The sequence below is a fragment of the Rhizobium sp. RU36D genome, assembly GCF_900176345.1.
GTDB lineage: Bacteria > Pseudomonadota > Alphaproteobacteria > Rhizobiales > Rhizobiaceae > Allorhizobium.
Map to the genome: position 1 here is coordinate 177,322 of NZ_FWXU01000008.1, position 14,565 is coordinate 191,886.

General features: G+C 64.0%; 10 protein-coding genes. 5 read left to right on the forward strand and 5 right to left on the reverse strand.

Going from position 1 to position 14,565, the window contains the following annotated elements:
* Window positions 1-133 precede the first annotated feature (133 nt).
* Together B9A97_RS12670 and B9A97_RS12675 are read right to left on the reverse strand one after the other, a co-directional pair.
* Entirely contained in the window at window positions 134-856 is a 723-nt protein-coding gene (locus B9A97_RS12670) for an enoyl-CoA hydratase/isomerase family protein (protein ID WP_084365703.1), read from the reverse strand.
* A complete protein-coding gene (locus B9A97_RS12675) occupies window positions 849-3,218 on the reverse strand; it encodes a xanthine dehydrogenase family protein molybdopterin-binding subunit (protein ID WP_084365704.1) in 2,370 nt (789 codons plus the stop codon). The genes B9A97_RS12670 and B9A97_RS12675 overlap by 8 nt, the downstream gene beginning before the upstream one ends.
* Window positions 3,219-3,482: 264 nt before the next feature.
* Here B9A97_RS12675 and B9A97_RS12680 point away from each other — a divergent pair, with 264 nt between their 5' ends.
* Genes B9A97_RS12680 through B9A97_RS12700 form a run of 5 tightly spaced genes read left to right on the forward strand, consistent with a single transcriptional unit; the run spans window position 3,483 to window position 10,990 of the window.
* The gene (locus tag B9A97_RS12680) at window positions 3,483-4,946 is read left to right on the forward strand and encodes an NAD-dependent succinate-semialdehyde dehydrogenase (RefSeq protein WP_084365705.1); all 1,464 of its coding nucleotides are present in this window, start codon (window positions 3,483-3,485) and stop codon (window positions 4,944-4,946) included.
* 31 nt (window positions 4,947-4,977) lie between these two features.
* Window positions 4,978-6,681 (forward strand): thiamine pyrophosphate-requiring protein, encoded by a 1,704-nt coding sequence (locus B9A97_RS12685; RefSeq protein WP_084365706.1) that lies wholly within the window; start codon window positions 4,978-4,980, stop codon window positions 6,679-6,681.
* 13 nt (window positions 6,682-6,694) lie between these two features.
* Window positions 6,695-7,927 (forward strand): alpha-hydroxy acid oxidase, encoded by a 1,233-nt coding sequence (locus B9A97_RS12690; RefSeq protein WP_084365707.1) that lies wholly within the window; start codon window positions 6,695-6,697, stop codon window positions 7,925-7,927.
* A gap of 28 nt (window positions 7,928-7,955) precedes the next feature.
* Entirely contained in the window at window positions 7,956-9,611 is a 1,656-nt protein-coding gene (locus B9A97_RS12695; RefSeq protein WP_084365708.1) for a thiamine pyrophosphate-requiring protein, read from the forward strand.
* Window positions 9,608-10,990: an FAD-binding oxidoreductase gene (locus B9A97_RS12700; RefSeq protein ID WP_084365709.1), complete on the forward strand. Its 1,383-nt coding sequence runs from the start codon at window positions 9,608-9,610 to the stop codon at window positions 10,988-10,990. The genes B9A97_RS12695 and B9A97_RS12700 overlap by 4 nt, the downstream gene beginning before the upstream one ends.
* Window positions 10,991-11,337: 347 nt before the next feature.
* Here the strand turns inward: B9A97_RS12700 and B9A97_RS12710 are convergent, their stop codons facing one another.
* Genes B9A97_RS12710 through B9A97_RS12720 form a run of 3 tightly spaced genes read right to left on the reverse strand, consistent with a single transcriptional unit; the run spans window position 11,338 to window position 14,563 of the window.
* On the reverse strand, window positions 11,338-12,540 hold the full coding sequence (locus tag B9A97_RS12710) for an acyl-CoA dehydrogenase family protein (RefSeq protein ID WP_084365710.1): 1,203 nt from the start codon (window positions 12,538-12,540) through the stop codon (window positions 11,338-11,340).
* A gap of 10 nt (window positions 12,541-12,550) precedes the next feature.
* Window positions 12,551-13,705, reverse strand: coding sequence for an acyl-CoA dehydrogenase family protein (locus B9A97_RS12715; protein ID WP_084365711.1), 1,155 nt, complete (start codon window positions 13,703-13,705; stop codon window positions 12,551-12,553).
* Between the two features lie 6 nt (window positions 13,706-13,711).
* Window positions 13,712-14,563 carry a p-hydroxycinnamoyl CoA hydratase/lyase gene (locus tag B9A97_RS12720; protein ID WP_084365712.1) on the reverse strand — a complete coding sequence of 284 codons (852 nt, stop codon included), beginning with the start codon at window positions 14,561-14,563 and terminating at the stop codon, window positions 13,712-13,714.
* Window positions 14,564-14,565 lie beyond the last annotated feature (2 nt).

Sequence of the window (14,565 nt, forward strand, 5' to 3'; positions counted from 1 at the left end):
GGGTTTTCTTGCGGTCGCCATACCACATTTGATGCCGCTGGCCACTATGCTCGCGCTTTTTTAATCGAGAAGCACATGCTTCATCGTCAGGGAGTGGGTTCGCCCACTTTGTGCTGTCGTCCTGTGTCCGATCTCAGCGATAGCGCTCGGCGGTGGCGACGCAATTGAGGAGCGCTGCCAATTCGTTGCGGCTCGCGGGGCTGCTTTGCAGGCCGATCGCGAGGAAGCTCTTGACCGCCCGCAGGGGCGCCGGAGAATTGCTGCGCAGTTGCCCAACCAGGCGATCGCATTCGCTTGCCAGGTGATCGGGCGCGGCCGTCATGCCGATCAGGCCGATCGTCTTGGCCTCGGCAGCCGGAATGACATCACGCGAGAGCACCATCCGGGCAAGGGCTGCACGCGGCAGGCGATCTGCCAGCGCATTCAGCACCAGGGTCGGTGCGATGTCGTGGTTCATTTCCGGGATCTGGAAGCTTGCCGTCTCCGCGGCGATCGCCAGATCCGCCAGGGCTGCGATGGCGCAGCCGACGCCGGCGGCCCGTCCCTGCACCACGGCGATGAGGGGCACAGGCACATCGCGCAGGCGCTGGTAGAAGTCGAGAACGGGGTCGGATACGGCCTTGCGCAGGTCGAGCGCGGTGACCCGACTGCCGGGGGCGGGCATGGATGGGGCGCGGCCGGTGCAGAAATCCTCGCCATTTGCTCGGATCACCACGGCGCGAATATCCGGGGACAGCGCGTCAAGGGCGGTGCGGATCGCCTCCACCATTTCAGGCGTCAGGGCATTGCCCTTGTCGGGGCGGTTGAAGGTCACCTCCAGGACGTTTTCCTTTTCGGCGATCAGGAGTTCAGACATGGGTTTCCTCCTTTGAGGTGTGGCTCGCGCGGGCAGCCTCTATCGCCTGCCAGATGCGAAGCGGCGTGACCGGCATTTCGATGTGCTCGATGCCGAGCGGCGAGAGTGCGTCGATGATCGCATTGACGGTGACGCCGAGTGACGGCGTCGTACCGCCCTCGCCCCCCGGCCGGAAGCCGAGGGGATGGCTGCGGGCCGGAACTTCGCTGATCTCGGTGTCGAAACTCGGAAAATCATCAGCGCGGCCAACCTGGTAGTCCATGAAGGTGGCGGAAAGGTTCTGGCCCGTGGCGCTGTCGTAATGCGACCATTCGAACAGCGCCTGGCCGACGCCCTGGACAATGCCGCCATGGGTCTGGCCATCGACGATCATCGGGTTCAATGCCCGGCCGACATCATCGATGCTGGTATAGCGCGGAATGCTGCAGTGACCTGTCTCGGGATCGATCTCCACCTCGCAGACCGCCGCGCCATAGGGGAAGGCAAGGCCTGTCGTGGTCTCGTCGGAGATGGCGGCCAGCCGACCACGCAGCGCTTCCGGCAGGTTGGGATCCTCCTCCGCCGCCTGCGCCGCCTCGAAGAGTTCCATGACACCGTTCGTGCCCCGGACGCGAAAATGGCCGTCGGTATAATCGATGCCCTCGGGGCTGGCGCCGAGCCTGATGGCAGCAATCGCCTTGCCCCGCGCGATGATCTCGCTGCTCGCCTTGTGCATGACGATGCTCGAAAATCGCAGCGACCGGCCGGCATGGGAACCTCCACCGGCGGATACGAAATCCGTGTCGCCGGCGCGGATGTGAACCTGCTCGGTCGATATGCCGAGGAATTCCGCCACAAGCTGGGCGAAGGCGGTCTCGTGCCCCTGCCCGGTGTTTTGCGTGCCGATGATGACATCGACGACCCGCTCCTCAGGCCGGATGGTGATCTCGGCGCGCTCGCGGGGAATGCCGCCCGCCCCTTCGATATAATTGGCAACCGCGATGCCGCGGTAACGTCCGCGGGTAGCGGCTTCCGCCCGGCGGGCCTCGAAACCCTCCCAGTCGGCCAGACGCAGCGCCTTTTCCATGACGGAGACATAGTCGCCATTGTCATAGGTGACGCCGACGGGATTGGTGTAGGGCGGCGCGCCATCGGGCACCATGTTATCCCGCCTGAGCTTCACCCGGTCAAAGCCGAAGCGACGGGCTGCAAGGTCGATCATGCGTTCGATGCCATACATCGCCTCGGGACGCCCAGCACTGCGATAGGGAATGGTCGGCACCGTGTTGGTCAGGGCGGCGCGATAGTCCACATGGGCGGTAGCGACATGGTAGAGGCTCGTCATGTACTGGATCCCCTTGTTGAGGGGCGTGTAGGACACGGTATGCGCGCCGATATTGGCCGTATTGACGGATTGCACGGCGAGAAAGCGGCCGTTTTCATCCAGCGCCAGCCGAGCGGCGATATGCAGGTCGCGGCCCTGATAATCGGACAAAAACGCCTCGATCCGTTCGGCCTGATGCTTGACGGGCCGCCCCACCAGCCGGGCCGCATGGGCAAGCAACACAAACTCCGGGTAGACTGCGTTGCGGGTGCCGAAATTGCCTCCAACATCGCGCGGCGCCACGACCCGCACATGGAACGGATCCACTCCGAGCGAGACCGCGATCTGGCCCCGCATCATCACCACCCCCTGCCCGCCTGACGCGTGGACCGTATAGCGTCCGGTTTCCGCATCGAACTCAGCCGCCGAGGTGCGAGGCTCCATGTGGATCCCGGTGACGCGCTGAACCCAGCTGGAGAACTCCAGCACATGGGCGGCCCGGGCAAAGGCGGCCTCCGTGGCCTCGCGGTCGCCGACCGCGCCCGCCAGCGCCAAATTGTCCGGCACATGCTCCCAGATCACCGGAGCACCTTCCTCCAGGGCATCGACGGCCCTGACGACACAGGGCAGTTCGTCCCATTCGATCTCCACCAGTTCTGCCGCATCCTTGGCGAGGTTGGTGCTTTCGGCAACGACCATCACGACCGCCTCGCCGACATAGCGCGCCTTGTCGACCGGAAGCGGCAGGTGATGGGTCCGCGCGCGCTCGCTGCCGTCGTGGTTGATCATGCCGACATCGGAGCCGGTGGTCGAACTGCCGATCGCGTGGGGAATGGGTGACAATCCAGCGGCAATGATGTCTTCGCCCGTCAGGACGGCAAGCACGCCTGGCGCCGACTTCGCGGCGGCGACACCGATCGAGACGATCCGCGCATGCGCATGAGGCGAGCGGACAAAAGCGGCATAGGTAGGATGATCGAAGGCGAGGTCATCCGCAAACTGCCCCTGGCCGGTCAGCAGCCTTTGGTCTTCCTTGCGCCTGAGATCTTCACCGATCATGTCCGTTCCTCATGCCACATCTCCGGCCGGAGCAAGGCGGAACCATCCGCGTCTCCCTGCGCCGATCAATTCATAATTGACATACTCAATTCGTCAATGTTGAATTTTTGTGATAATCGATACTGGTGGGATTGCCCAGCAAAGCTTGCAATTGACAATATCAGGATCCCTGCTTTATCCCAGAGATGGGAGAAGAAAATGCGGACGCGCCAGCGAGCGACCAAGGCTCGACGAGTTGCGTTCGCTACACCGGAGGAGACCATCATGAGCGCTGCCCCTCAGGCCGCATCCACTGCCAGTGCCTATGAACCTGCCCGCCTGCTGATCGATGGCGAATGGCTTGACGATAGCGGGCGGGAGCGTCAGCCGGTGATCAACCCGGCCACAGCAAAAGCCATCGGCACCGTGCCGCATGCCACGGCCGCCGATCTCGACCGGGCCCTCAGCGCCGCCGAGCGGGCCTTTCCGCTGTGGCGCGCCAAGAGCCCGCGCGAGCGTGGCCGCATCCTGAAGCGGGCCGCCGAATTGATGCATGAACGCCAGGAAGAGATCGCCACGCTGGCGACGCTCGAAATGGGCAAGCCGCTCGCCGAGGCGCGCCTGGAAACCCATTTCGCCTGCGAGGAAATGGAATGGTTTGCCGAGGAGGGCCGCCGCACCTATGGCCGCGTTATTCCCGGCCGCATCGGCGAGACCCGCTTTCAGGTGATCAAGGAGCCGGTGGGTCCAACAGCCGGCTTTTCCGCCTGGAACTTTCCGATTGGCAATGCCGCGCGCAAGCTGGGCTCTGCGCTCGCAGCGGGCTGCACCATGATCTACAAGCCGGGGGAGGAAGCGCCGGCCGCCGCCGCCGCCGTGGCGCGCTGCCTCGTCGATGCCGGGGTTCCGGCCGGCGTGATTGCCGTCGTCTTCGGCGTGCCGGACACGATTTCCCGGCATCTGCTCGCCTCCCCTGTTATCCGCAAGATCTCGTTCACGGGGTCGATCCCGGTCGGTCAGCACCTCATTCGGCTCGCTTCGGAAGGCCTGAAGCGCACGACGATGGAGCTTGGCGGCCACGCGCCGGTGCTGGTTTTCGACGATGCCGACCAGCAGGCGGTGCTTGACATGGCCGTGCAGCGCAAGTTCCGCAACAGCGGCCAGGTCTGCATTTCGCCGACCCGCTTCCATGTGCAGGACGGCTCCTACGAGGCCTTCTGCTCCGGCTTTGCCGAGCGGGCGGCCCGCATCAAGGTCGGCGACGGGCTCGATCCGACGACAGGCATGGGCCCCCTGGTGCATGCGCGGCGGCGCGATGCGGTGGAGGCGCTGATCCAGGATGCGACCTCCAAGGGCGCCAAGCTGCTGACGGGCGGCAATCGCCCTGCCAATGAGGGCTTCTTCCTGTCTCCGACGGTTCTCGCCGATGTGCCCGATGATGCGCGGATCATGAACGAGGAGCCCTTCGGTCCTGTGGCCGTGCTCAACCGCTTTTCGGACCTGGATGAGGCGCTCTCGAAGGCCAATCGCCTAGCCTATGGCCTGGCGGCCTATGGCTTCAGCAATTCCCACAAGACGATTGCGCGGCTCTCGGATGGATTGGAGGCCGGCATGGTCGGCATCAATTCCTTCAACATCTCCATGCCGGAAACGCCTTTTGGCGGGGTGAAATCCAGCGGCCATGGTTCCGAAGTCGGGATCGAGGGTGTCGACGCCTACATGGTCACCAAGACCATCAGCATCACGTGATCGTATTGCTTCTCACTCGGGAGGACCTGCCATGGACACATTGAAGACATCAGGCACATTCGCGGCAGAGGCCGTTCTGTCGCACATGAAGGCCGCGGGCGTCGATGTGCTGCTGGCCAATGGCGGCACCGACTTTCCGTCGATCATCGAAGCCTTCGCCCGCCAGCCGGAGACAGGCTTGAGCTTCCCCGAACCGATCGTCATTCCCCATGAAGGCGTGGCGGTCGGCATGGCGCATGGGTACTACCTGATGACCGGCAAGCCGGCCGGGGTGATCGTCCATGTCAATGTCGGTCTGGCCAATGCGGTGATGGGGCTCATCAACGCCCGGTCGGAAAACATTCCCATGCTGATGCTCTCGGGCCGCACGCCGATCACGGAGGCCGGGCGCTTCGGCTCCCGCTCCTCGCCGATCCACTGGGGACAGGAAATGTTCGACCAGGCGGGCATGGTGCGCGAGGTGGTCAAATGGGACTACGAGATGCGCTATCCGGAACAGGCCGGCATCGTCATCGACCGCGCCATGAGCATCGCCCTGAGCGAACCGCGCGGGCCGGTCTACCTCAGCCTGCCACGCGAGGCGCTGGCGGAGGGCGCGCGCGACGCCAAGGGCCATCGCGCCACGCTCTCGGCCATCGCCTATGGTCCTGCTGACCCCGAACTGATCGCCGAGGCGGCAGACCTTATTGCATCGGCAAAATCGCCTGTCGTCATTACCCAGAGCCCCGAAGTCGGACCGAATTTCGAGCCGATGGCCGGCTTTGTCGAGCGCTCCGCACTGCCGACCGTGGAAATGTGGGCCACGCGCCAGGCGCTGCCGAGCTCTCACCCGATGTTTATCGGCCGCGACCCGACGGAGGCCCTGAAAGAGGCCGATGTGGTGGTGGTCATCAATGCGGCAGTCCCTTGGATTTCCGATCATGTCAGCCCGCGCAGCGGCTGCAAGGTCATCGCGATCGGCCCGGATCCGAACTACAGCCGAATGCCCATTCGCAGCTTCGAGACCGATATCACTTTGGCCGGCGGCACGAACAAGACGATATCAGCGCTATCCGCGGCGCTGGCGCAACGCGTGGCCGCTGACGATCAACGCCTCGACGCCCGCCGCCAGGCCTGTGCGCGGCTGAAAGCCGCCCAGGCGGACGCGGCAGAAAAGCGTGCGGCGATGGGCGATGGTTCGCCCATGTCGCCGGCCTTTGTCAGCCGCTGCATCAACGCCATCCTGGACGAGCGCACCACCATCGTGAACGAGCTCGGTGTCGATCCCTCCGTCATGGCCTTCGAACATCCCCGGTCCTATTTCTCGACGCCGCTTTCGGGCGGTCTCGGTTTCGGATTGACGGCAGCGCTCGGCATGCAGCTTGCCGATCGCAGCCGCCAGGTCATCGCCACGATCGGCGACGGCTCCTATATGTTCGCCAATCCGGTTGCCTGCCACCAGACCGCGACGGCGCTGAAACTGCCGCTGCTGACGATCGTCTTCAACAATGGCATCTGGAATGCCGTGCGCCGCTCCACGCTATACATGTATCCGGATGGGCGGGCGGCGGCGGCCAATGTCATGCCGATCACGGCGCTGGACCCTGCACCCGACTATGCCGCCATTGCCAGGGCACATAATGCCCATGCAGAGCGCGTTGAGGCAGGCGCCGACCTGCCGGCAGCACTTGAACGGGCGTTAGCTGCCACCCGCTCCGGCCGGCAGGCCATGCTGGAAGTCATGGTTTCCTACTGAGGATTGTAAGGACATGGCCGACGGAGCGCGGGAGGATGCCAGAACAGTTCGATTGATGGCAGCGCTGCGCCGGCAGTTTCCTGCGGTCGAGGATCTGGAGCGCCGCGCCCGGCGCCGCATGCCGAGCTTCGCTTTCGATTTCTTGCAAGGCGGCGCCGGCGATGAAAGCGGGCTGCGTCGCAACCGCTCGGCGCTGCAGGCGGTCGAAGTCGTCCCCCGCTACGGCGTGGACGTAACCAAGGTCGATCCATCCGTTGAACTCTTCGGCCATCGCTATGCCGTTCCGATCGGAATTTCCCCCATCGGCTTCGACGGCATGATGTGGCCGGGTGCGACGGAATACTTCGCGCGTGCCGCCCAGGCCCAAAACATCCCCTATATGGTTGGCACCCTGGCATGCGCGACCATCGAGCAGGTCGTGTCCTGGGCGCCCGATGTTACCTGGTTCCAGCTCTATCCGATGGCCTCGGACGATCACAGGAACAGCCGCGAGATGGCGGACCGGGCGCAGCGCGCGGGCGCGCGGGTGCTGGTGGTAACGCTTGACGTGCCGATCCGGCCAAAGCGTCCGCGGGACCTGCGCAACGGGCTGATCATGCCCTTCAACATGACGCCGCGTATCGCGCTCGCCGCAGCACTTGCACCGCACTGGCTGCGGGCACTCAGCCGCAAGGGCATGCCGACTTTTGCCAATATGGCGGAATTTTCCGGCACGGCCGACCGCCAGGCGACCGCGAATTTCGTGAGGACGCATATCGGCGGCGGATTTCCGTGGGACGAGATCAGCCGCCTGCGCGATCGCTGGACCGGGCCGATGCTGGTCAAGGGGATCCTGCATCCTGCCGATGCCGAAAAGGCGATGCGCCTTGGCCTTGACGGGGTCGTGGTCTCCAACCATGGCGGACGGCAATTCGATGCCGCGCCGGCCACGATTGATGTCCTGCCGGAAATCGTTCGCACCGTCGGCGGCCGCGGCACCATGCTGTTCGACAGCGGCATCGTTTCCGGTGTGGACATATTGCGGGCGGTGGCGCTCGGTGCCCATGGCTGCTTTGCCGGCCGCGCCTTCATGTTGGGCCTCGGCGCCTTGGGCGACCATGGCGCTGCCCATGTGGCGCAGTCCTTCATCGAGGAATATCGCATTGCGCTGGGGCAATGCGGGCTTACCAGCACGGCCGCGGCACGTCACGCGCCGGTTCGACATCCCGGCGCCTGGACCGCGGAGGATTTCGCACCCGCTGCGTGAGCACAACTCGTTTCTGGGAGGAAACAGCATGAAAGTAGCCGATGCAATTGCGGAGATCCTCAAGCGGGAGGGCATCGAGATCGTCTGCGGCTATCCGGTCAACCACGTTCTGGAGCATGTGGCGATGGCGGATATCCGGCCGATCATCGTGCGCCAGGAGCGTCACGGGCTGCATATGGCCGACGCCATGTCGCGGCTTAGCTCCGGCAAGACCATCGGCGTCTTTGCCATGCAGCTTGGACCCGGCACCGAAAACGCCTATGGCGGCATTGCCCAGGCCTATTCGGAATCCGTGCCGATCCTCGTGCTGCCCATGGGTTACGAGCGCCGCCTTGCGCATATAGATCCCAATTACAATGCATCGCGATCGATGCGCGACATCACAAAGTCGGCCGAGCCGATCACCCTGGCGGAGGAGATCCCCAATATCTTCCGCCGCGCCTTCTCCCGGCTGCGCAACGGCCGCGGTGGGCCTGTTCTGATCGAGATCCCCAACGATATGTGGCAGCATGAGGTGCCCGAACCGCTGAACTATACGCCCGTTCTCACCACTCGCTATGGCCCTGATCCCGCCGCCGTGCGCGCGGCGGTAGACCTGCTGCTGGCGGCCAAGCGGCCGGTGCTCTATGCCGGCCAGGGCGTGCATTATGCAGAGGCCTGGCCCCAGCTGAAGCAATTGGCGGAATTGCTGGCCATTCCGGTGTCTACCAGTCTTGAAGGCAAGAGCGCCTTTCCGGAAAACCATCCGCTCTCCATCGGCGCGGGCGGCGCTGCTATCTCCCGGACGCTGCGACACTTCCTCGATAGCTCTGACCTGATCTTCGGGATCGGCTGCTCCTTCACCGAAACCGCCTTCGGCGTGCAGATGCTGCTCGACAAGACGGTGATCCACGCCACGCTGGACCCGGATCATCTGAACAAGGATATCGCGGCCACAGTGGGCCTGATCGGCGATGCGGCGCTGACGCTGGAGGCCGTGCTGGCGGAACTCGAGGCCCGCGGTGTGGCACCGCGCGACCCGAACGACGTGGCAACCGAGATCGCTGGGGTGCAGGGGGAGTGGCTGGCCGAATGGATGCCGAAGCTCACCTCCGACAGCACGCCGCTGTCGCCATACCGCGTACTGTGGGACCTGCAGCACACCGTTGATATCGAAAACACCATCATCACCCATGATGCCGGTAGTCCGCGCGACCAGTTGTCGCCATTCTGGAAGTCCGTGAAACCGCTCACTTACATTGGCTGGGGCAAATCCACCCAGCTGGGTTACGGCCTGGGGCTCGCCATGGGTGCCAAGCTGATGCATCCCGACAAGCTGTGCATCAATGTCTGGGGCGATGCGGCGATCGGCTTTACCGGCATGGATTTCGAGACCGCTGTGCGCGAGCGCATACCCATCCTCTCCATCCTGCTCAACAATTTCTCCATGGCCATGGAGCTGCCGATCATGAAGGTCTCGACGGAGAAATACCGCTCGACCGACATCTCGGGCGACTACGCCGCTTTCGCCCGCGCGCTTGGCGGCTATGGCGAGCGCATCACCGACCCGGCCAACATCATTCCCGCCATCCGGCGCGGGATCGAGCAGACGCGGCAGGGCGTGCCTGTCCTGCTCGAATTCATCACAGCGCAGGAGATCGCCCGCTCGCGCTATCACCGCAAGCTGACGGGGGAAAAGGCATGAGCGGACAGGGTCTCACGGACACGATCGAGTCTCTCCGGCTGCATTTCGGCGACCGCCTGTCGACGGCGGATGCCGTGCGAGAACATCACGGCCACGACATGTCGCGCCAGCCGACGCGCATGCCGGATGCCGTGGTCTATGTGGAAAACGAAGACGAGGTGGCACGCGTCGTCTCTGCCTGCTTTGCATCAGGCATTCCAGTGACGCCGTTTGCGGCGGGCTCTTCCATGGAGGGTCATACCATCCCGCTGAAAGGCGGGATCTCCCTCGATCTCACCCGCATGAACCGGATCCTCGCTGTGAACAATGCCGATATGGATGCCCAGGTGCAGGCCGGCGTTACCCGCAAGCAGCTCAACGCCCATATCCGCGATACCGGCCTGTTCTTCCCGATCGATCCCGGTGCGGATGCCTCGCTGGGTGGCATGGCCTCGACGCGGGCGAGCGGCACCACGGCCGTGCGTTATGGCACCATGCGCGAAAACGTGCTGGCGCTCAGGGTGGTGACGCCTGAGGGCAAGATCATCACGACGGGCCGCCGCACCCGCAAATCCTCCACGGGCTACGATCTGACGAAACTGTTCGTCGGCGCGGAGGGCACGCTGGGTGTCATTACCGAGGTCACCGTCAAGCTGCACCCGATCCCCGAAACCATCGCCTCGGCCGTCTGCAGTTTCGCGACCATGCGCGGCGCTGTCGAGGCCGTGGTGGCGACGATCCAGAGCGGCATTCCGGTGGCCCGTATCGAGTTCCTGGACGAGGTGGCGGTCGAAGCGGCCAACCGCCATGCGGGTCTCAGCCTGAAGGTGGCGCCGACGCTGTTCCTCGAATTCCATGGCAGCCCGCGCTGGGTGGAGGAACAGTCCACCACCGTGCGGGAGATCGCCGACGAATTCGGAGGCTCCGACTTCGCCTGGTCCACCCGCACCGAGGAGCGCGAACGCCTGTGGAAGGCGCGCCACGAGACCATCTATTCGAACCAGACGCTGCGACCCGGCTGCAAGGCTTTTACGACGGATGTCTGCGTGCCGATCTCCAGGCTGGCGGATTCTGTCATGGCCGCGCGCGAAGATATCGATTCTTCCTTCCTGATCGGCAAGATCATCGGCCATGTCGGCGACGGCAATTTCCATGTGGGCTACCTGATCAAGCCCGAGATCCCCGAAGAATTGGCAGAAGCCGAACGCCTGGCCGAGCGGCTGTACCAGCGCGCCATGGACATGGGCGGCACCTTCAGCGGCGAACACGGCATAGGCATCTCCAAACTCAAATACCTGCGCCGCGAGCATGGCGAGGCCGTGGACATGATGAACGCCATCAAGGCGGCGCTCGATCCCCGAGGCATCATGAACCCCGGCAAGCTGGGACAGGTGGAATAGGATGATTTAGAGGGGGGCGACGTTGGGTTGAAGCGATAAGACAGAGCGTTTCGGATCGTTCAGTTTCGCTTCATAAACAGTGCGGGTGGTGGGGTTCACCCCCCTCTGGCCTGCCGGCCATCTCCCCCTCAGGGGGGGAGATCGGATTGCCGCACCGTTTCTGTCTCTCGAAACCACATACGTGTCGATATTGGTAACCGGGAGGCCGGCTGCTCTGCGGATCTCCCCCCTTGAGGGGGAGATGGCCGGCAGGCCAGAGGGGGGTATCCTCGCCACCGTGGTGTCAGTGGACCGAAAATCCCCATCGTCGTGTCCGGCGCCCGTTCTCGCCCGATGACCTCATCCCCTCATCGCAGCAGCGTCTTCGCAATAATCTCCAGCTGGATTTCGTTGCTGCCGCCGAAGATGCTTTGGGAGCGCGAGTTGAAATAGACCGCCGAGGCCACCTTGCGTTCTTTGGATATCTCGTCTTCCGGCGGCAGGTCGTGCAGCGGCCGGTGCGCCTCCCAGCGCAAGGCGTCGGGTCCAAGGATGGAGGCGGCGAGTTCGCAGATGGCCTGGCGGATGCGGCTGCGCACGATTTTCATGGTCGATGACGGCACGGGGCCGGGATTGCCACCGGCCTGCACCTTGGACATGGAGGCCAGCTCCAGCATGTCATTGGCATCGACATCGCTAGAAATCTCGGCAAACCGCGCCATGAACAGGGGATCGTCGATCATCCGCCGGCCATCGGGCAGCGGCGCGCTGGCCAGCCGGTGCAGCCGCGACAGGAGCGCCCTCAACACACCACCGGCAAAGGCACCGCCGCGCTCGAATTCGAGCAGGTATTTGGCGATCTCCCAGCCCTCGCCCTCGGCCCCCACCCGGTCCGACACCGGCACGCGCACGTCGTCGAAGAACACCTGGTTGAACTCATGGGTGCCGCAGATCGAGCGGATCGGCCTGATGGTAACGCCCGGCGCCTTGAGATCAATCAGGATGAAGGTGATGCCCTCCTGCTTCTTCTCGGTGGTCGCCGTGCGCACCAGGGCGAACATCCTGGTGGCATGATGGGCGAGCGTGGACCAGATCTTGCTGCCATTGATGAAGTAGGCGTCTCCGTCGAGCGTTGCCCGCGTCTTCAGAGCCGCAAGGTCTGAACCGGCGCCGGGTTCGGAATAGCCTTGCGCCCAGAGATCTTCGCCTGACAGGATGCGCGGCAGATAGAACTCCTTCTGCGCCTCGGTCCCGTAGCGCATCAGGACAGGCGCGATCATCTTGATGCCAGCGCCGCGAAAATGCGGCTCGCCGGCCCGTTCGCATTCCTGGTCGAAGATGTATCGCTGCGCCAGGGGCCAGCCGGTGCCACCATATTGTGCCGGCCAGGAGGGCGCGACCCAGCCATTTTCGTTCAGCCTTGCCTGCCATTGGAGGCCAATTCGGGGTTCAGCGAGAAAACTCGGGTTCAGCCGCTCCGCCCGCTTCAGATCGTCATCGAGACGGGTGTCCAAGAAGGCCCTCACCTCGTCACGGAAACGCAGTTCTTCCGGCGTCATCATCAGGTCCATGCGGTCCTCCTCATGCCGGTTCGCGCAGCAGGCTGGCCGACAGGACATCGGGATCGCGGATGATCTCGCCATAGCGCCTGAGATGATCTGATGTCGTGCCGAGGGTGTTTTCGATGGCATAGAGCCGGCGGAACCAGGCGCCGACGGGCAATTCCTCGGAAAAGCCCATGGCGCCATGAAGCTGTATCGCCTCCTGCGCCACAGATCGCGACACCTTGCCGATCTTGGCACGGGCGCCCGAGACACCGCGTATCCGCAGCGCGCGCGGCGCATCCACCGATAACGTGGCCAGAAGGGCCGACGCTCGCGCCTCCTCGCATTTCACGGCCATCTCCGCCATGCGATGCTGCAGCGCCTGGAAGCCTGCAAGCGGCTTGCCGAATTGCTGGCGCTGTTTGAGATAGGCGACCGTCGCCTCCAGCAGGGCATCCATGATGCCGACCGCTTCCGAGGCCAGCGCCGCATTGGCGCGGTCATAGGCGGCCTCGATCTCGTCGAGCAGATTGCCAGCGCCGCAGAGGGCAGAGAGTGGCACCAAAACGTCGGTCAAAACAAGGTCGCTCGCCCGGCTGCCGTCTACCAGGCTCACATCCCGCCGCTCGAGACCCGGCGCGTTCGCCGGCACAACGAACAGCTTGATCTCGCCGCCGAGCCTCGACGAGACCAGGAAGACATCGGCCGCCGGCCCACCGAGCACCAGCGCCTTGCGTCCGTGAAGCCGGTAACCCTCGCCATCGCGCCGTGCCATGGTTTCGATGCGGCCGATGTCAAAACCGCTCTGAGGCTCCAGATGAGCCAGTGCCGGTCTTGAGGTGCCAGCCATCAAACCGTCCAGCAGATCGGCCTTTTGTGCCTCGGTTTCAACCCTCTCGATCAAGCCTCCGGCCAAAACCACACAGGCGAGATAGGGCTCCAGCACTAGCGCGCGGCCCATGGCCTCCATGAGGACAGCGGTTTCGACCGCGCCGGCGCCAAGCCCGCCATGCTCCTCGGCAAAGGGCAGCGCCAGCCAGCCAAGGGCGGCAAATTCCGCCCATATGTCAGGACTCCAGCCCGTGTCCGATGCGAGAATTCTAGCCCGGTCGTCAAAGCTGTAGCGGTCCTTCAGAAACCGTCCGGCCGTCTCCTTCAAGAGCAGCTGTTCGGAGGAAAAATTGAGGTCCATGGCGGCTCAGCCCTCGCGGATATAGGTCCCGTGGCCGGGGCGGAATGTCTTGTCGTCCAGGAACTGGGAAAGCCCCTTCTCGCGGCCCTTTTCCGGATCGATGAAGGTGGTCTGGTCCGCCTTGGCCGTCAGATATTCCGCTGATTCCTCCCAGGTCATTTCCCGCACATATTTATAGGCCATGCGGGCCTGGCGCAGCACCGTGGGGTTCTTGGCGAGCAGTATCCGCGCCAGTTCCGTCGTGCGCTCGCGCAAGCGGTCTGCTGGTACCGACTCGTTGACGAGGCCCAGTTGCTCGGCCATCTTGCCGCCGAACTTCTCGCCGGTCATCACATAATACATCGCCTTGCGGTCGTTCATCAGCGTGGAGATTGCCTTGGAAACCACGCCGCCGGGGATCACGCCCCAGTTGATTTCCGACAGCCCGAAGACTGCATCATCCGAGGCGATGGCGAGGTCGCAGCAGATCAGCGGCGTAAAGGCGCCGCCGAAGCACCAGCCGTTGACCATGGCGATGGTCGGCTTGGCATAATGCATCAGCATGCGCCATTGCCAGGCGCGGGTGGAGCGATAGGCGCGCATGCGCTCGATGTCGGAGACATTGTCGGTGGCGCGGAAGAAGTCCTTCAGGTCCATGCCGGCGGAAAAGGCCTCTCCCTCGCCGGTGAGGATGACCACGCCGCAGCGATCATCGATTTCGAGATCGTCGAGCACCTTCACCATTTCCTCTGCCAGCCCAACGCTCATGGCATTGCGCTTTTCGGGCCGGTTCAGTTTGACCCAGGCGATACCGTCGTCCAACTCCACCTTCACAAAATTGCCACCGGGAACAGGCTTCTCATTCGCAGTCACGGTCATGA

Bases quoted from the DNA above. Each gene is read 5' to 3' on its own strand.
- B9A97_RS12670 (WP_084365703.1), bottom strand. From the start codon at position 856: ATGTCTGAACTCCTGATCGCCGAAAAGGAAAACGTCCTGGAGGTGACC.
- B9A97_RS12675 (WP_084365704.1), bottom strand. From the start codon at position 3,218: ATGATCGGTGAAGATCTCAGGCGCAAGGAAGACCAAAGGCTGCTGACC.
- B9A97_RS12680 (WP_084365705.1), top strand. From the start codon at position 3,483: ATGAGCGCTGCCCCTCAGGCCGCATCCACTGCCAGTGCCTATGAACCT.
- B9A97_RS12685 (WP_084365706.1), top strand. From the start codon at position 4,978: ATGGACACATTGAAGACATCAGGCACATTCGCGGCAGAGGCCGTTCTG.
- B9A97_RS12690 (WP_084365707.1), top strand. From the start codon at position 6,695: ATGGCCGACGGAGCGCGGGAGGATGCCAGAACAGTTCGATTGATGGCA.
- B9A97_RS12695 (WP_084365708.1), top strand. From the start codon at position 7,956: ATGAAAGTAGCCGATGCAATTGCGGAGATCCTCAAGCGGGAGGGCATC.
- B9A97_RS12700 (WP_084365709.1), top strand. From the start codon at position 9,608: ATGAGCGGACAGGGTCTCACGGACACGATCGAGTCTCTCCGGCTGCAT.
- B9A97_RS12710 (WP_084365710.1), bottom strand. From the start codon at position 12,540: ATGGACCTGATGATGACGCCGGAAGAACTGCGTTTCCGTGACGAGGTG.
- B9A97_RS12715 (WP_084365711.1), bottom strand. From the start codon at position 13,705: ATGGACCTCAATTTTTCCTCCGAACAGCTGCTCTTGAAGGAGACGGCC.
- B9A97_RS12720 (WP_084365712.1), bottom strand. From the start codon at position 14,563: ATGACCGTGACTGCGAATGAGAAGCCTGTTCCCGGTGGCAATTTTGTG.